The organism is Intrasporangium sp. (assembly GCF_032907665.1).
Classification (GTDB): domain Bacteria; phylum Actinomycetota; class Actinomycetes; order Actinomycetales; family Dermatophilaceae; genus Intrasporangium.
In genome coordinates this window covers 1-16,224 of record NZ_JAJJPG010000062.1, presented here as the reverse complement: position 1 = coordinate 16,224, position 16,224 = coordinate 1, and the positions used below count along the sequence as shown (strand labels likewise).

Below are 16,224 nucleotides of genomic sequence, written 5' to 3'. Positions count from 1 at the left end.
CGCCCTGGTCGCTGGGAGCACCCGCGCGCACTGAGACAATGGCCGTATGCCGCCCAGTGCCCTTCCCGACGGAGAGCCCGCACCCGTCTCGGGTGAGCTCCCGGGTTCGGCCCTCGCCGGTCTCGCGTCCACGCGCCTCGGCATCTACGTGCACGTCCCGTTCTGCCGGGTCCGGTGCGGCTACTGCGACTTCAACACGTACACGCTGACCGAGCTCGCGACCAGGGGCGGGACCGTGCCGTCCATCGGGATCGAGAACTATGCCGACGCGGCTCTCGCCGAGCTGGAGCTCGCCCGCACCGTCCTCGGGGAGGGCGCTCCACCCGTCTCCACGGTCTTCGTGGGCGGCGGGACTCCGACGATGCTGCGGTCACGCGACCTCGTGAGGGTACTCAGCGGCATACGGACTCGTTTTGGGCTCGCCCCCGATGCGGAGGTCACGACGGAGGCCAACCCCGACTCCGTGACGCCGGAGTCCCTCGCCGAGCTGGCCGCCGGTGGCTACACCCGGGTGTCGCTCGGGATGCAGTCCGCGGTGCCGCACGTGCTCGCGACGCTCGAGCGGACCCACGACCCCGACAACGTCGCGCGTGCGGTCGAGGCAGCCCGGGCTGTCGGGCTCCAGGTCAGCGTGGACCTCATCTACGGGACGCCGGGGGAGTCGCTCGACGACTGGCGTCGCAGTCTGGAGGCGGCCGTCGCGCTGGAGCCCGACCACATCTCCGCCTACGCGCTGGTCGTCGAGGAGGGCACGAAGCTGTGGGCCCAGGTCCGGCGCGGGCAGGTCGCGATGCCGGAGGACGACGACGAGGCAGACAAGTACGAGCTCGCCGACGAGGTCCTCTCAAGGGCCGGCTTCGACTGGTACGAGGTGAGCAACTGGGCCCGCTCCGAGCAGGCCCGGTGTCGGCACAACCTCGCCTACTGGTCGGGTGCGAACTGGTGGGGGATCGGTCCCGGGGCGCACAGCCACGTCGGGGGCGTGCGCTGGTGGAACGTCAAGCATCCCGCAGCGTATGCCGCTCGGCTCGCTTCCGGCGCCTCCCCGGCGCAGGCTCGCGAGACGCTGACAGCAGAGCAGCGCTACGACGAGACTGTGCTGCTCGGCACACGGATCATCGAGGGACTTCCCGTCGGTGACCTGCGAGGATCAGGACGTAAGGCCGTTGCCGGCCTCATCGCCGACGGGCTCGTCGACGGCGCTGCGGCAGTGGACGCCGGACGGGTGGTGCTGACGCGGCGCGGTCGACTGCTCGCTGACACGGTGGTCCATCGGCTGATCGCACAGTGACGCACTCCGCGCCCTCAGGTGGGCGCAGCAGGTGTGGTCATGGCATGAGGCGCTGGGACGCGCACCGCGCCGGAAGGCGCCCAGAGGCAAGGAGTGAGCATGACCGAGACGATGCGGCTGGAGACGGCCCGGGCCGAGGATGGGACGACGCTGGACGCCGCCGCCCTCGTGGACGACCTGCGGGGCGTCTTCCGCACCGGCGTGACGAAGCCGCTCGCGTGGCGGAAGGCCCAGCTCGAAGGTCTGCGCCGCATGCTGGCCGAGCAGGAGGCAGCCTTCGTGGAGGCGCTCGACACGGACCTCGGCAAGCACGCGACCGAGTCGTGGATCACGGAGCTCGGCTACACGTCCAACGAGATCACCCACATCCTCGGCGGCCTGAAGTCGTGGATCAGGCCCCGCTCGGCTCCCCTTCCGCTCTGGCTTCGGCCGGCGCGCGCGAAGATCGTGCGCGAGCCGCTCGGCGTCGTCCTCGTCATCAGCCCCTGGAACTATCCGGTGCAGCTCGCACTCGCCCCCGTCGCGGGGGCGCTCGCGGCCGGGAACGCCGTCGTCCTCAAGCCGAGCGAGCTGGCGCCGGCCACGTCGGCCCTCCTGGCCCGGATCCTGCCGCGCTACGTCGACCAGGCGGCAGTCCGCGTCGTCGAGGGCGGCGTCCCGGAGACCACCGAGCTGCTCACCGAGCACTGGGACCACATCTTCTACACCGGCAACGGTGCCGTGGGTCGCATCATCCTCGAGGCCGCCGCCCGCCACCTGACCCCCGTGACCCTCGAGCTCGGCGGCAAGTCCCCCACCTTCGTGGACGACGGCGTCGACCTCGAGACAGCCGCCCGACGCATCGTGTGGGGCAAGTACACCAACGCGGGGCAGACGTGCGTGGCACCGGACTTCGTCATCGCCACCAGGCCCGTGCTCGAGGACCTCAAGCCGCTGTTGGACAAGGCGATTCGCGAGTTCTACGGGGAGGACCCCGCACAGTCCGACGTGTACGGACGGATCGTCAACGAGCGGCACTTCGGGCGGGTCTCACGGCTGATCACCGAGGCCCACGTGGTCCGGGGTGGGGCGACGGACGCCGAGTCGCGCTACATCGAGCCGACCGTGCTCGACGGCGTCGACGGTGACCACCTGTCCATGCAGGAGGAGATCTTCGGCCCGATCCTGCCGCTCATCGAGGTGAGCGGTGTCGACGAGGCGATCGAGTTCATCAACGACCGGGACAAGCCGCTGGCGTTGTACGTGTTCACGAACCGCGCGGAGACGAAGCGGCGCTTCATCCGTGACACGTCCTCCGGGGCGCTGGACTTCAACGCCCCGATGATTCACCTCGGGGCGCCCTCGCTGCCCTTCGGCGGGGTCGGCGCGAGCGGCATGGGCAAGTATCACGGTGAGGAGTCGGTTGCCGTCTTCAGCCATGCCAAGGCCGTCATCGACCTGCCGACGAAGCCGGACCTGCTGGCCACCCTCTACCCGCCGTTCACCTCGATCAAGGAGACCCTGATCCGGCGCATCGTCGCGCCCTCACGTCGCTGACGGTGAAGGCTCATGTCCCCGATATCGGTCAGACCGCGGGCTCGGTGACGAAGTCGATGAGCTCCTCGACGCTGGCCAGCAGTGCAGGCTCGAGGTCCGCGTAGGTCCGGACGGTCCCGAGAATGCGTTTCCACGCCCTCGCGATGTCGGCCTGGGTCTCGTGCGGCCACCCGAGCGCCTCGCAGATGCCGTGCTTCCACGACGTCCCGCGTGGGATGACGGGCCAACGCTCCCACCCGAGGCGTGCGGGTCGGACCGACTGCCAGACGTCGACGTAGGGGTGCCCGAGGATCCGCACGTGCGGGGTGAGCCCGGGCAGGGCCCGGGCCTCGTCGACGATGCGCGCCTCCTTCGTGCCGGGGACGAGGTGGTCGACGAGGACGCCGAGCCGTCGGCCCGGCCCGGGCTGGAAGTCGGCGATGATGCCCGCGAGGTCGTCGACGCCGTCCATCATCTCGACGACGACACCCTCGATGCGTAGGTCGTCGCCCCACACCTTCTCCACGAGCTCGGCGTCGTGCCGGCCCTCGACATAGATCCGTGACCCGCTCGCGACCCGCGCCGGGGCGCTGTGGACGGCGACGGACCCGCTCGCGGTGCGGGCGCTCACCTTCCGGGCCTCCTCGAGCGCGGCCGACGCGGCGGCAACGGGCTTGGTGAGGGACACCGGTCTGCCGTCGACGAGGAACCCCGGGCCGAGCGGGAACGCCTTGACCTGGCCGCGGCGGTCCTCGAGGTGCGCGACGTGCATGCCGCCCGCCTTCTCCACCCGGACCACCGCGCCCACCCAGCCGGTCTCGACGTCCTCGACGACGAGTCCCGGCTCGGCCGGCACGTCGACGGACCGGCCGCGCCGGGGCGCGCGCCAGTCGCCGGAGAGGACGTCAGGGCCGTAGCGATCGTGGTGCGACACGATTGTCGAGGGTATGCCGGTGGGCCGGCTCATGGCCGGACCGCCACGCAGGTGCCCGGTGGGAGATGTCTCACGGACCTGTCGGCCAGGGGGGCGGGCGGACACCGGAACGTGCGCTGGGAGCCGGCTCGGCGGCATACGGCCCAGTGGTTCTGCTGTTCCGCTGACCCGCACGTCGCGAGCGGCGGCGTTCGCGGAGGGGGTGGGCGACGACGTAGACTTGGCACTCGATTGATGAGAGTGCCAGAGGGAGGTGAGGGATGAGCGAGGAGCGCAAGCTCATGGTCCTGCGCGCGATCGTGCAGGACTACGTCCAGACCTCCGAGCCCGTGGGGAGCAAGGCCCTCGTCGACCGGCACCACCTCGGGGTGAGCGCCGCCACCGTGCGCAACGACATGGCGCAGCTCGAGGAGGAGGGGCTGATCCACGCCCCGCACACGTCCGCCGGCCGGGTGCCGACCGACGCCGGCTACCGGGTCTTCGTCGACCGCCTGAGCCAGCTCAAACCGCTGAGCGCGGGGGAGCGGCGCGCGATCAGCCAGTTCCTCGAGGGCGCCGTCGACCTCGACGACGTCGTCGACCGCACGGTGCGGCTGCTCGCCGGGCTGACCCGGCAGGTCGCCGTCATGCAGTACCCGTCGCTGACGCGGTCCACGGTCCGCCACATCGAGCTCGTCCCGGTCGGCGCCGCCCACCTGATGGTCATCCTCATCGTCAACACCGGCCGGGTCGAGCAGCGGGTCGTCGAGGCCCGCAACCTGCCCACCGGGACCGAGGGCGAGCAGCTCGTCGCGCGGCTGCGGTCCTCGCTCAACGACCTCGCCGCAGGAGTGCCGTTCACCGTCGCCACGACCCAGCTGCGACGCCTCGTCGAGGACGCGTCCGCCGACGAGCAGCCGATCGTCGAGGCCATCGTCTCGGCCCTGTCCGACGCGCTCGTCGAGGAACGCGAGGAGCGGGTCGTGCTCGCCGGCCAGGCCAACCTCGCCCGCTCCGGCGGGGACTTCGCGACATCCATCGCGCCGATCCTCGAGGCCCTCGAGGAGCACGTCGTCCTGCTCCGCCTGCTGGGACAGCTCGGTGACGACCCCGACGCCGTCTCCGTCCGGATCGGCTCGGAGAACCCCGTGACCGGCCTCCAGACGACCTCGCTCGTCTCCATGGGCTACGGCTCAGGACTGGAGCGGGTCGCCAGCCTCGGCGTGCTCGGCCCCACCCGGATGGACTACCCGACGACCATGGCGTCCGTCAGGGCCGTCGCCCGCTACGTGTCCCAGATCCTCGACGAGAACCAGAACGGATGACGACTCGTTGCACGGGGTGACCGGCGCCTCGACCCCGCCGCATCGCCCCACCGACCACCGACGTGACCACTGATCGACCACCGCACCACGACGACCCGGACGCCAGACGAAGATGACAGGAACCACCCGCTTGAACGACTACTACGCCGTCCTCGGTGTCTCCCGTGACGCAAGTCAGGAGGAGATCAAGAAGGCCTACCGTCGACTCGCCCGCAAGCTGCACCCTGATGTCAACCCCGGCCCGGAGGCCGAGGAGGAGTTCAAGCGTGTCTCGCAGGCATACGAGGTGCTCTCCGACCCGCACAAGCGGCGGTCGTTCGACCTCGGCGCCGATCCCTTCGCGACAGGCGGCTCGGGCTTCGGTGCGGGTCCCGGCTTCTCCTTCAGCGACGTCATGGACGCGTTCTTCGGCGCCGGTGCGACGGCGGGCACGCGAGGACCTCGCCCGCGCGTGCAACGCGGCCAGGACGCCCTCGTCCGGCTCGACATCGACCTCGCGAAAGCGGTCTTCGGCTCCGAGGAGGAGCTGACCCTCGACACGGCGATCGGCTGCTCGAGGTGCGGCGGCGACGGGGCCGAGCCCGGCACGGGGCGCCAGACCTGCCCGATCTGCCAGGGGCGCGGCGAGGTGCAGCAGATCCAGCGGAGCTTCCTCGGTCAGGTCATGACCTCACGCCCCTGCGTCAACTGCCAAGGCTACGGCTCGACCCTCACCGACCCCTGCCACGACTGCTCCGGCGACGGACGCGTCCGCACCCGGCGCACCATCAAGCTCAAGGTGCCGGCCGGTGTCGACACGGGCACCCGCATCCAGCTCACGGGCGAGGGCGAGGTCGGTCCCGGCAACGGCCCCCAGGGCGACCTCTACGTCGAGATCCGCGTCGTGAACCACGACACCTACACGCGCCGGGGCGACGACCTCCACTGCACGATCGAGCTGCCCATGGCCGCTGCGGCCCTCGGCACGACGCTCAAGCTGTCGACCTTCGACGGGATGCAGGACCTCGAGATCAAGCCCGGCACCCAGAGCGGCGACGTCATCACGCTTCGCGGGCTCGGCGTCACCCACCTGCGCCACGGCGGACGCGGGGACCTGCTCGTCCACACGACCGTGGTGACGCCGACGCGGCTCAGCGAGGAGCAGGAGGACCTGCTCCGGCAGTTCGCGGCGCTGCGTGGCGAGGAGCGACCCGAGGGCCGCCTGACGCCGAACAAGGGGCTCTTCGGCAAGATCCGGGACGCCTTCAAGGAGAAGTGAGGGTCCCGGTGACCCACCAGCTCTTCCTCGGCGACCCGGCCGAGCTCGTCGCGGCCGCGCCCGGCGCGCTCGTCGTCCTCGACGGGGACGAGGGGCGGCACGCCGCCAGCGTCGTCCGCGTTCGGCCCGGCGAACGGTACTTCGTGTCGGACGGCCTCGGTCGTCGTGTCCTCGCCGAGGCGGAGCACGTCGACAGGACGACGGTGCGAGGTCGGGTGCTCGAGGTCGTCGACGAGCCGGAGCCGGGCCTGCGGTTCGTCCTCGTCCAGGCCCTGGCCAAGGGCGACCGCGACGAGCAGGCCATCGAGGCGGCCACCGAGCTCGGCGTCGACGAGGTCGTGCCGTGGGCGGCCGAGCGGTCCATCGTCGTGTGGCGAGGCGACCGGGCCGCGAAGTCCCTGGCCAAGTGGGCGGCCGTCGTCACGCGGGCGACGAAGCAGTCCCGTCGGTCCCGGGTGCCGATCACCTCGCCCCCCGTGGACCTCCACTCACTGGCTGATCGGGTGGGACGCTGCGCGCTCGCGCTCGTGCTGCACGAGGACGCCACGGAGCCGCTCGCCGCAGTCGAGCTGCCCGACTCGGGCGATGTGCTGGTCGTCGTGGGCCCCGAGGGCGGGATCTCGGCGCGCGAACTCGACGCGCTCGCGGCAGCGGGAGGCCGGCCCGTGCGACTCGGCTCGACGATCCTGCGGTCGTCCTCGGCCGGGCCTGCCGCGCTCGCGGTGCTCAACGCCGGGTCCCGCTGGCGCTGAGCACCACCTCGAGTGGCGCGGCGGTGCACAGGTCGGGTGTGGATGGTGGGGCCACTCGAGGGGTGGCCAGGTCGAGTGGCCCCGATGCGCAGACTCCAGGTGTGGACGGTGGGGCCACTCGAGCTGCGGCCAGGTCGAGTGGCCCGATATGCACGCTCCAGACGTGGATCGTGGGGCCACTCGAGCAGCGTTGGGCCTTGGCAGGGTCAGCCGACGGTGAAGGTCTTGGTGTCGACGTGGGCCCCGCCGCCCTCCGCCCCGCCAGAGGGGTCATCGGTCGACATCGTGATGACGTAGTCGCCCGCCGGGAGCGCGCGCTGGAACTCGAACTCCCCGAAGCCGCCCGTGCCCGTCCCTGCCATCGCGTTTCCTCTGGCCACGGACGTGCCGTCGGGCGTCGTGATCTCCCAGAGGAAGTTCGCCTCGAAGGACGTGCCGTATCCGGCGAACCTCACCTCGCCGGGCGCGAGCTGCTGCCCCTCCGTCGGGACGAGGACCCAGATGTGGGACTGGACCTCGGTCTGGGGTGCCCGGGTGGTCGGCTCGCCGAGGCGGACCGCCCCCCACGCGTCGGCAGGTTCACCGTCGACGAGGATCGTCACGGTCCGCACGGGCGTGCCGGCCACCTGAGCTGCGGCGGTTGCCGTGTAGACGAGCTGCTGGACGGCCCGCTCCGCGAGCTCGCTGCCCACATCCATCCCGGACAGGGCATCGGCCGACAGGTCCACGGTGAGCGCGTCTCCTCGACGGGTCACATCGACACGCGAGGCCGCTCGCCACGGCGTGAGGTAGTCGGGGTCGAGGGGCTGCATCGCCGTCATGGCGGTGACGGCTGAGTCGATCAGCCCACCCGTGTCGGGCACGCTGCGGAACTCGCGGAAGAGCCGTGGGGCACCACCGGTCTCGCCGACCCAGTAGACCGGCACCCCGTCGAGGGATCCGGGTGGCTGCGGCGCTCCAGTGGTGGCCGGTGGGCCGCTCGGTGGGGGCGTGGCAGCTGGGCTCTGCGGTGTCGTCGAGGGCGGCGCCGTCGTCGTGACGCCTTGGGTGGCCGTGGTCGTGCCTGCAGGGACCGGAGTCGGGGCATCCCCCCGACCGGCGAGCCACAGGGTGGCAGCGGCCACGAGGGCGACCGCGGCAGCAGCGGCGAGGATCGGCCACCGCTGCGGTGAGGACGGGTGCCGTGCCCCGCCAGACCGCGCGCCATGCGCGTCGGCGAGGATCGCGCCGAGCCGGTCGCCGGGTTGGATGGAGCCGGCGTCGTCGGCCAGGGCTGAGCGCAGGCCAGCCTCGACGTCGCGCAGGTCCGAGCCGATGACCACGGTCTCGTCACCGGGGTCGGTCCGTCGACCGCTCTCGTCGGGGTTCATGACTGCTCCACCTCTGGGTCGGGGTTCTGCCGTGGGTCGGAAGGGGGCATCGTCAGCCGAAGTGCGCTCAGGCCCCGGTGTGCGTGGGCCTTGACCGACCCCGGAGCGATGCCGAGCGCGTCGGCGATCTGTGCCTCGGACAGGTCGGCGTAGTAGCGCAGGACGAGGACCTCTCGTTGACGCGGGGGGAGGGCACGGAGCGCACTGATCATCGCGGTCCGATCAGCCGCGTGGAGGACCTGCGTCTCGGCGCTGTCCAGACTGCCTCGTCCCGGCAGGTCGGCTGCTCCGGCGTCGCGGGCGCGCTGGCGTTCAACGACGACGTTGTGCCGCTGCACGGAGCGGCAGGCGTTGACGACTGCGGTCTGGAGGTAGCCTACGGCGCGCCCCGTCTCACGGATCGACGCCCAGTTGCGGTGCGTCGCGACGAAGGCGTCCTGCACGGCGTCCTCGGCGGCGAGCTGGTCGTGCAGCAGCAGCCAGGCGAGCCGGACGAGCCGGTGCCAGTGCGCCGCATAGAGCTCGGTGATCGCCCGGTCCGGGTCGCCGGGGAGATCGCCTGGCAGGCCAGCCGCGGGGTCGCTCTGCACCGACGAGGGGTCGCGGCCGGGCACCGGCTGACCCGACGTGTCATGACCAGTCGTCGCCATGCCCCACGTTCTCACGATGAGGAGACGCATGGATGCATGGTTCGGTTGACATCCCTAGGGTTGCCTCCATGAACGCCACTCCCCAGGCCGACGACTGCCTCTTCTGCAAGATCATCGCCGGCGAGATCCCCTCGGACCTCGTGGCCGAGAACGAGCGCGCCGTCGCGTTCCGGGACATCAACCCGGCCGCGCCCGTCCACGTCCTCGTCGTGCCGAAACGGCACGAGCCCAACATCGCGGCGCTCGCGGCCGCGTCGCCGGAGGACCTGTCGGCACTCTTCGCCCTCGTCGCCGAGGTGGTGCAGCAGGAAGGAGTCGCCGAGCACCACCGACTGCTCTTCAACACCGGGGCAGATGCCGGGCAGACGATCTTCCACGCGCACGGCCACGTGCTCGGCGGCACGACCTTCACGGAACGCTGAGAGGCCCCGGGATGGCTGACGAGACGACGACGCCGGACGCCAAGGACGAGGCGAAGCCGACGAACGAACGGGCCAAGGGCACGGACGAGCAGGGGAAGGACGCCGAGGTCGCCGCCCAGGAACCCCAGGACGACCTGGTGACCACGCACCACGTGCTCCGCGTCGGTCGCCGCAGACTGCGATACACCGCCACGGCCGGCCGCGTCGTGCTGCGCGAGGAGGAGCACAAGGACGGCACCTTCAAGGGCCACAAGGCCCGCGCCGAGATCTCGATGACGAGCTACACGCTGGACGGAGCGGACCCGCGGACGCGTCCCGTCGTCTTCGCGTTCAACGGCGGCCCGGGCAGCTCGAGTGTCTGGCTCCACCTCGGGCTCCTGGGCCCGCGCCGGGTCGTCATGGGCGACGTGGGCGCCCTCGAGCCGCCGCCCTACGGGCTCGTCGACAACACGGAGTCCCTGCTCACCGTGGCCGACCTCGTCTTCATCGACCCGATGTCGACGGGTTGGTCCCGGGCCGTCGAGGGCGGCAAGCCGGGTGACTACCACGGCTACCAACGCGACATCGAGCACGTCGGCGAGCTCATCCGGCTCTGGACCTCGCGCAACAAGCGGTGGATGTCCCCGAAGTTCATGGCCGGCGAGTCCTACGGCACGCTCCGCGGCGCGTCCCTCACTGCTCACCTGCAGGAGCGCTACGGGATGTACCTCAACGGGCTCATCCTCATCAGCAGCGTCCTTGACCTGTCGTCGATCGACTTCGAGAAGCAGCGCAATGACCGCGCCCACGCGCTCTACCTGCCGACGTATGCCGCCATCGCGCACTACCACGGCAAGCACGGTCGGCGGTCGCTGCGCTCGGTCCTGACGGAGGCCGAGGCGTATGCCGCTCGCGACCTCCCGTGGGTCCTGTCCCGGGGTGCCCGGCTGAGTCGCGACGAGCGGGCCGAGGCCGTTTCCACGGTCGCCCGACTGTCCGGCCTGTCCGAGGACTACGTCGATCGGTGCGACCTCCGGATCGAGCACTGGCGCTACTTCACCGAGCTGCTGCGCGACCAGCGCCTGTCGGTGGGGCGGCTCGACGCGAGGTTCACCGGGCCGGCCGCGAGCGCCATCGCCGAGGGGATGGACGCCGACCCGTCCTACGACGCGATCATGGGCCCGTATGCGGCTGCCTGGAACCACTACGTCCGCGAGGAGCTCGACTACGCCTCCGACCTCCACTACGAGCAGATCACCTCACGGGTCCAGCCGTGGTCGTTCAAGGACTTCGAGGGGCGGCCCGTGGACGTCTCGGACCGGCTCGAGCGCGCGATGCGACAGAACCCGCACCTGCGCGTCCACGTCGCCTACGGGTACTACGACGGCGCGACCCCGCACTTCGCGGCCGAGGACGTCGTCGCCAAGCTCCGGCTGCCGGAGTCCCTTCGGGACAACATCGAGCACGCGTACTACGAGGCCGGACACATGATGTACGTCCACGAGCCCTCGCGCGTGCAGCAGAGCAGGGACCTCGCCGATTTCGTGGTGAGGTCGTCGGGCCGTCCCACGTAGACTCGGACCCACGATGACTGATGCCGATGATCCGTTCGATACCGACCTGACCCTCACGGCTGAGCCCCGCGACGCCCACCGGCTGACGCGGGAGATCCCGCCACCGATCGAGATGGTCTCCCTGCTCGGCCCCCGCGACGAGCTCCTGCGCACGATGGAGCGCCAGTTCCCTCTCGTCGACACCCACGTTCGGGGCAACGAGATGAGCTTCAGCGGACCGGCAGGCGAGCTCGAGATCATCGACGGCCTGCTCGACGAGCTCCTCGTGATCGTCGAGGCCGGGCAACCGCTCAACCGCGACTCGGTCGAGCGCTCGATCTCGATGCTGCGCGACGAGACGGTGGAGCGGCCCGCCGACGTCCTGACGATGAACATCGTCAGCCACCGGGGACGCACGGTCCGGCCCAAGACGTTGAACCAGAAGCGCTACGTCGACGCGATCGACGAGCACACGATCGTCTTCGGCATCGGCCCCGCCGGCACCGGCAAGACCTACCTGGCCATGGCCAAGGCGGTCGCGGCCCTGCAGGCCAAGCAGGTGGACCGGATCATCCTCACCAGGCCGGCGGTCGAGGCCGGCGAGCGGCTCGGCTTCCTGCCCGGCACGTTGAACGAGAAGATCGACCCGTACCTGCGGCCGCTCTACGACGCGTTGCACGACATGCTCGCGCCGGAGACGATCCCCAAGCTCATGGCCTCCGGGACCATCGAGGTCGCCCCGCTGGCCTACATGCGTGGCCGGACCCTCAACTCGGCGTTCATCATCCTCGACGAGGCCCAGAACACCTCGATGGAGCAGATGAAGATGTTCCTGACGCGGCTGGGCTTCGGCTCGAAGATGGTCGTCACGGGCGACATCACCCAGGTGGACCTGCCCGGCGGGACGAGGTCGGGACTGCGGGTCGTGCGTGACATCCTCGGCGACATCGACGACATCCACTTCGCGGAGCTGACCTCCAACGACGTCGTCCGGCACCGGCTCGTCAGCGCCATCGTCGACGCCTACGAGCGCGACGAGGTGCGTGCGCGCCGCCGTGAGTCACGCACCCGCAAGGAGGCCGGCACCCAGGCCACCGGTGCGCGCAAGCGAGCCCAGCGGCATACGACCTCCTCGTCCGGGTCTGCGGCGGAGCCTGCGTCAGCGCACGAGGACCGGGCATGAGCATCGACGTGCTCAACGAGACCGACGAGTCGGTCGACGAGCTCGAGCTGCTCGCCTGCGCCAGGTACGTCATGGAGCAGATGCGCGTCCACCCGCAGGCGGACCTCTGCATCAAGCTCGTCGACGAGCCGGCCATGGAGGTGCTCCACGTCCAGTGGATGGACCTTCCGGGACCCACCGACGTCATGAGCTTCCCCATGGACGAGCTGCGTCCCGGCAAGGAGGGGCAGGAGCCGGAGGAGGGCACGCTGGGCGACGTCGTCATCTGCCCGTCCGTCGCGGCTCGCCAGGCCGCCGAGGCAGGCCATGCGCCGATGGAGGAGATGCTCCTGCTGACGACGCACGGGATCCTGCACCTGCTCGGCTTCGACCACGCCGAGCCCGAGGAGGAGCGCGAGATGTTCGAGCTCCAGCGGCAGCTGCTGCTCACCTTCCTCGCGACCCGCAACAGACCGGTCGACTGAGGCCAGGTCCCGGTGTTCCCGCAACTGGTCGTCCCAGCCGTCGTCAGCGTCGTCATCGCCTTCCTCCTCTCGGCGGCCGAGGCGGCCATCTTCCGGATGTCGCGCGTCCGGGCACAGGAGCTCTTCGACGAGGGCCGCTCGGGCGCGAAGTCGCTGCTCGTCGTGGTCGCCGAGTCGCCGCCCTACATCTCGGTCATCGCCTTCCTGCGCGTCGTCGCGGAGGCGACGACGGCCGTCCTCATCACGCTGACCGTCGCCAAGACCGTGGACTCGACCGTGCAGGCCCTGCTCCTGTCCATCGCGATCATGGCGGTCCTCTCCTTCGTCGTCGTCGGGGTCTCCCCGCGAACCCTCGGACGGCAGAACTTCGAGTCGGTCGCCCTGTGGAGCGCCCCCTTCGCCGTCGGTCTGCACCGCGTGCTCGGCCCGCTCGCCCGGCTCCTCGTGATGCTCGGCAACGCGGTGACTCCGGGCAAGGGCTACCGCGATGGCCCCTTCCAGACCGAGTCGGAGCTGCGCGACCTCGTCGACATGGCGGGGGAGTCCGAGGTCATCGAGGCCGACGAGCGCGAGATGATCCACTCCGTCTTCGAGCTCGGCGACACGGTGGCCCGCGCCGTGATGGTGCCGCGCACCGACATGGTCGTCATCGAGCACCACAAGCCGCTCCGCAGCGCGATGTCGCTCTTCCTGCGATCCGGCTTCTCCCGGATCCCCGTCGTCGGCGAGGACACCGACGACATCCTCGGCCTGCTCTACTTCAAGGACGTCGCCCGCCGGCTCAACGCCGCACCCGACGACGCGAGGCAGCCGGTCACCGAGGTGATGCGTCCGATGCACTTCATCCCCGAGAGCAAGCCAGTCGACGACCTCCTGCGCGAGATGCAGCGCGACCAGACCCACTTCGCCATCGTCGTCGACGAGTACGGCGGCACCGCGGGCCTGATCACCATCGAGGACATCATCGAGGAGATCGTCGGCGAGATCGCGGACGAGCACGACCGGGAGGCCCCGGGCATGGAGGAGCTCGGGGACGGGAGGCTGCGGGTGCCGGCGTCGATGGACATCGACGACCTCGCTGAGCTCTTCGACGTGACGATCGACGAGGAGGACGTCGACACCGTCGGGGGCCTGCTCACCAAGGTGATCGGCAGGGTGCCCATCGCCGGCTCGTCCGGCACCGTCGCCGGCCTGACCCTGACCGCGGAGCGGATGGCCGGCCGGCGCCACCGAGTGGCGTCGGTCATCGTCCACCGCGCCGACTCCGTGGAGTCCGAGGGACCCGGGGCGGTCGCACGCGAGACGGAGGACGCCCATGGGCACTGACCACCCTGACCGGACCGGTCACACCGACGGAGCCGAGGACCTGCAGGGGTCGACCAGCAGGGATCGCAGTGACGGCAAGGACGGCAGTGACGGCTACCGGGCCGGGTTCGCCTGCCTCATCGGGCGACCCAACGCCGGCAAGTCGACGCTGACGAACGCCCTCGTCGGGCAGAAGGTCGCGATCACGAGCTCGAAGCCCCAGACGACCCGCCACACGATCCGCGGAGTGGCGACGACACCTCGGGCTCAGCTGATCCTCGTGGACACCCCGGGCCTGCACAAGCCGCGCACCCTCCTCGGGGAGCGACTCAACGACCTCGTCCGGCAGACCCTGCTCGAGGTCGACGTCATCGGCTTCTGCCTGCCCGCGGACCAGCGGATCGGGCCGGGTGACACCTTCATCGCCCACGAGCTCAAGGACCTGCGATCGGTGCGACGCCGCCCCGTCGTCGCCATCGCGACGAAGGCCGACGCGGTCGACCGGGAGCGACTGGCAGAGCACCTCATCGCCATCGACCGGCTCGGCGACTGGGACGCGATCATTCCCTGCTCCGCCGTGTCGGGGGAGCAGGTCGAGGAGGTGCGTGACCTCCTGGCGTCCTACCTGCCCGAGTCGCCGCAGCTCTATCCCGACGGCGTCCTCACCGACGAGCCGGAAGCGGTGATGATCGCCGAGCTGGTCCGCGAAGCCGCCCTCGAAGGGGTGCGCGACGAGCTGCCGCACTCGCTTGCCGTCGTCGTCGAGGAGATGGTGCCCCGCGAGGGCCGTTCCGAGGACAATCCGCTGCTCGACGTCCGGGTCAACGTCTTCGTCGAGCGGCCGAGCCAGAAGGCCATCGTCATCGGCCGCGGCGGCTCGCGGCTTCGAGAGGTCGGCACCACGGCCCGCAAGGCCATCGAGGCGTTGCTCGGCCAGAAGGTCTATCTGGACCTGCACGTCAAGGTCGCCAAGGACTGGCAGCGGGACCCGAGACAGCTCCAGCGGCTGGGCTTCTGAGACAGGCTCGATGTCGTATGCCGCTGGGCGGGCTCCTCGGGGTCTGGCGCGGTATGGCGACTGCGGTGCGGCCGGAGGGCGGTCACACGGACGACCACGAGAGGGGCCAGAGCGAGGAGGCCGTGGTCAAACAGCGCCGGCGTCGTGAGGTCGTGGTCGTCCGTCGGCTCGGCCCGGAGGGCACGAACCTGCGCGCTCGAAGCTGCGGACGAGGTCCGGTCAGGCTCGTGTCGCCGCAGCGGCCTGCGGGACCTCCGCCGGCGGGGTGCGACGCCACCAGCGTGCGAGGGCGAGAGCGGCGATGATGTCCCAGATGCCCCACCAGGCCGCCACGAGCGCCATGCCGCCCAGCCCACCGAAATAGCTGAAGACGAGCAGCAGGCCGAGCCCCGCATTGCGGACACCGACCTCGAAGGTCATCGCCCGCACGCTGCGGCCGGGGAGCCGCGCGGCCCTCGCGATGCCGTAGCCGAGACCGAGGGCCAGGGCGTCATGGAGGAAGACCGCGAGGACGACGATGCCGATGTAGCCGAGGAACAGCGCGAAGTTGTTCGCGAGGGCGACAGCGATGAGCGCTCCGAGCAGGAGGAATGCCGCGGGACCGATGACCTTCGAGGCCCTGGCGGACACGCGGGGGAAACGGTGGGCCAGGGCGACGCCCACGAGGAACGGCAGCCCGATGACGAGCCCCACCTCGATGAGCATGTCGACGGGATCGAGGGAGATCGCTCGCATCATCGGCCCGCCCGTGGGGTGCAGGTTTCCCCACAGGGCGAAGTTGAGCGGCATGAGGACGATGGCGAGCAGGTTGCCGACGGCGGTCATCGACACGGACAGGGCCACGTCACCGCGGGCCTGGTGCGTGACGATGTTCGACACGTTCCCCGGCGGGCAGCAGGCGACGAGGATCATCCCGAGGGCCACCGAGCCACGGACATTGAGAGCGAGGGTGAGGGCGAAGGTGAGGGCGGGCAGGAGGAGGAACTGTGCTGCGACGCCGACGGCGATGACTCCAGGTCGTCTGGCCGCCTGCCGGAAGTCCTCGACGCGGGTGTCCAGGGCGATCCCGAAGAGAATCGAGGCGATGGCGATGCGCAGGACCGTCATCGACCCCTCGTTGAAGGCGATGCGGATGGAGTCGACGCCGTCCGTCGCCACCATCGCGGCGGCGCTCACGGGCGACCCCCCGTGGCGCGAGTGTCCCCGTCGGTGTCCCCGCCCGTGAC

The 16,224-nt window shown here is 70.6% G+C and carries 15 protein-coding genes; 11 read left to right on the top strand and 4 right to left on the bottom strand.

The genetic code is table 11. The features are described from left to right. Positions 1 to 46 precede the first annotated feature (46 nt). The gene (gene hemW / locus LOY02_RS10760; RefSeq protein ID WP_317182355.1) at positions 47 to 1,291 is read left to right on the top strand and encodes a radical SAM family heme chaperone HemW; all 1,245 of its coding nucleotides are present in this window, start codon (positions 47 to 49) and stop codon (positions 1,289 to 1,291) included. 99 nt (positions 1,292 to 1,390) lie between these two features. Continuing rightward, positions 1,391 to 2,827 carry an aldehyde dehydrogenase family protein gene (locus tag LOY02_RS10755; protein WP_317182354.1) on the top strand — a complete coding sequence of 479 codons (1,437 nt, stop codon included), beginning with the start codon at positions 1,391 to 1,393 and terminating at the stop codon, positions 2,825 to 2,827. A gap of 28 nt (positions 2,828 to 2,855) precedes the next feature. Here LOY02_RS10755 and LOY02_RS10750 read toward each other — a convergent pair whose 3' ends face one another. After that, positions 2,856 to 3,773 (bottom strand): DUF3097 domain-containing protein, encoded by a 918-nt coding sequence (locus LOY02_RS10750; protein ID WP_317182353.1) that lies wholly within the window; start codon positions 3,771 to 3,773, stop codon positions 2,856 to 2,858. A 227-nt stretch (positions 3,774 to 4,000) separates the two neighbouring features. Between LOY02_RS10750 and hrcA the strand changes: the two genes are divergently transcribed. From hrcA to LOY02_RS10735, 3 genes are all read left to right on the top strand, one after another. Further along, on the top strand, positions 4,001 to 5,044 hold the full coding sequence (gene hrcA / locus LOY02_RS10745) for a heat-inducible transcriptional repressor HrcA (protein ID WP_317182352.1): 1,044 nt from the start codon (positions 4,001 to 4,003) through the stop codon (positions 5,042 to 5,044). A gap of 130 nt (positions 5,045 to 5,174) precedes the next feature. Beyond that, entirely contained in the window at positions 5,175 to 6,302 is a 1,128-nt protein-coding gene (dnaJ, locus tag LOY02_RS10740) for a molecular chaperone DnaJ (protein ID WP_317182351.1), read from the top strand. A gap of 8 nt (positions 6,303 to 6,310) precedes the next feature. Beyond that, positions 6,311 to 7,054: a 16S rRNA (uracil(1498)-N(3))-methyltransferase gene (locus tag LOY02_RS10735; protein WP_317182350.1), complete on the top strand. Its 744-nt coding sequence runs from the start codon at positions 6,311 to 6,313 to the stop codon at positions 7,052 to 7,054. Positions 7,055 to 7,260: 206 nt separating this feature from the next. On the opposite strand, the gene LOY02_RS10730 is transcribed toward LOY02_RS10735, so the two are convergent. Next, complete coding sequence (locus tag LOY02_RS10730; RefSeq protein WP_317182349.1) at positions 7,261 to 8,424, bottom strand: Gmad2 immunoglobulin-like domain-containing protein; 1,164 nt, start codon at positions 8,422 to 8,424, stop codon at positions 7,261 to 7,263. Then, on the bottom strand, positions 8,421 to 9,104 hold the full coding sequence (locus tag LOY02_RS10725; protein ID WP_317182348.1) for a SigE family RNA polymerase sigma factor: 684 nt from the start codon (positions 9,102 to 9,104) through the stop codon (positions 8,421 to 8,423). Before LOY02_RS10725 ends, LOY02_RS10730 begins: the two co-directional genes overlap by 4 nt. A 38-nt stretch (positions 9,105 to 9,142) precedes the next feature. Here LOY02_RS10725 and LOY02_RS10720 point away from each other — a divergent pair, with 38 nt between their 5' ends. The 6 genes from LOY02_RS10720 to era are packed head-to-tail and all read left to right on the top strand — an operon-like array spanning position 9,143 to position 14,998. Next, on the top strand, positions 9,143 to 9,496 hold the full coding sequence (locus tag LOY02_RS10720; RefSeq protein WP_317182347.1) for a histidine triad nucleotide-binding protein: 354 nt from the start codon (positions 9,143 to 9,145) through the stop codon (positions 9,494 to 9,496). A gap of 11 nt (positions 9,497 to 9,507) precedes the next feature. Next, positions 9,508 to 11,049, top strand: a complete 1,542-nt coding sequence (locus LOY02_RS10715; RefSeq protein ID WP_317182346.1) for a S10 family serine carboxypeptidase-like protein — start codon at positions 9,508 to 9,510, stop codon at positions 11,047 to 11,049. A gap of 13 nt (positions 11,050 to 11,062) precedes the next feature. Beyond that, a complete protein-coding gene (locus tag LOY02_RS10710; protein WP_317182345.1) occupies positions 11,063 to 12,211 on the top strand; it encodes a PhoH family protein in 1,149 nt (382 codons plus the stop codon). Further along, positions 12,208 to 12,675, top strand: coding sequence for an rRNA maturation RNase YbeY (ybeY, locus tag LOY02_RS10705; protein ID WP_317182344.1), 468 nt, complete (start codon positions 12,208 to 12,210; stop codon positions 12,673 to 12,675). Before LOY02_RS10710 ends, ybeY begins: the two co-directional genes overlap by 4 nt. A gap of 12 nt (positions 12,676 to 12,687) precedes the next feature. Next, a complete protein-coding gene (locus tag LOY02_RS10700) occupies positions 12,688 to 14,001 on the top strand; it encodes a hemolysin family protein (protein ID WP_317182343.1) in 1,314 nt (437 codons plus the stop codon). Continuing rightward, complete coding sequence (era, locus tag LOY02_RS10695; RefSeq protein ID WP_317182342.1) at positions 13,991 to 14,998, top strand: GTPase Era; 1,008 nt, start codon at positions 13,991 to 13,993, stop codon at positions 14,996 to 14,998. Before LOY02_RS10700 ends, era begins: the two co-directional genes overlap by 11 nt. 219 nt (positions 14,999 to 15,217) lie before the next feature. Here era and LOY02_RS10690 read toward each other — a convergent pair whose 3' ends face one another. Next, complete coding sequence (locus tag LOY02_RS10690; RefSeq protein WP_317182341.1) at positions 15,218 to 16,174, bottom strand: bile acid:sodium symporter family protein; 957 nt, start codon at positions 16,172 to 16,174, stop codon at positions 15,218 to 15,220. Positions 16,175 to 16,224 lie beyond the last annotated feature (50 nt).

Coding starts and splice junctions, on each gene's coding strand:
- LOY02_RS10725 (WP_317182348.1), bottom strand. CDS start 9,104: ATGCGTCTCCTCATCGTGAGAACGTGGGGCATGGCGACGACTGGTCAT.
- LOY02_RS10720 (WP_317182347.1), top strand. CDS start 9,143: ATGAACGCCACTCCCCAGGCCGACGACTGCCTCTTCTGCAAGATCATC.
- ybeY (WP_317182344.1), top strand. CDS start 12,208: ATGAGCATCGACGTGCTCAACGAGACCGACGAGTCGGTCGACGAGCTC.
- LOY02_RS10755 (WP_317182354.1), top strand. CDS start 1,391: ATGACCGAGACGATGCGGCTGGAGACGGCCCGGGCCGAGGATGGGACG.
- era (WP_317182342.1), top strand. CDS start 13,991: ATGGGCACTGACCACCCTGACCGGACCGGTCACACCGACGGAGCCGAG.
- LOY02_RS10715 (WP_317182346.1), top strand. CDS start 9,508: ATGGCTGACGAGACGACGACGCCGGACGCCAAGGACGAGGCGAAGCCG.
- LOY02_RS10710 (WP_317182345.1), top strand. CDS start 11,063: ATGACTGATGCCGATGATCCGTTCGATACCGACCTGACCCTCACGGCT.
- LOY02_RS10730 (WP_317182349.1), bottom strand. CDS start 8,424: ATGAACCCCGACGAGAGCGGTCGACGGACCGACCCCGGTGACGAGACC.
- LOY02_RS10750 (WP_317182353.1), bottom strand. CDS start 3,773: ATGAGCCGGCCCACCGGCATACCCTCGACAATCGTGTCGCACCACGAT.
- hrcA (WP_317182352.1), top strand. CDS start 4,001: ATGAGCGAGGAGCGCAAGCTCATGGTCCTGCGCGCGATCGTGCAGGAC.
- hemW (WP_317182355.1), top strand. CDS start 47: ATGCCGCCCAGTGCCCTTCCCGACGGAGAGCCCGCACCCGTCTCGGGT.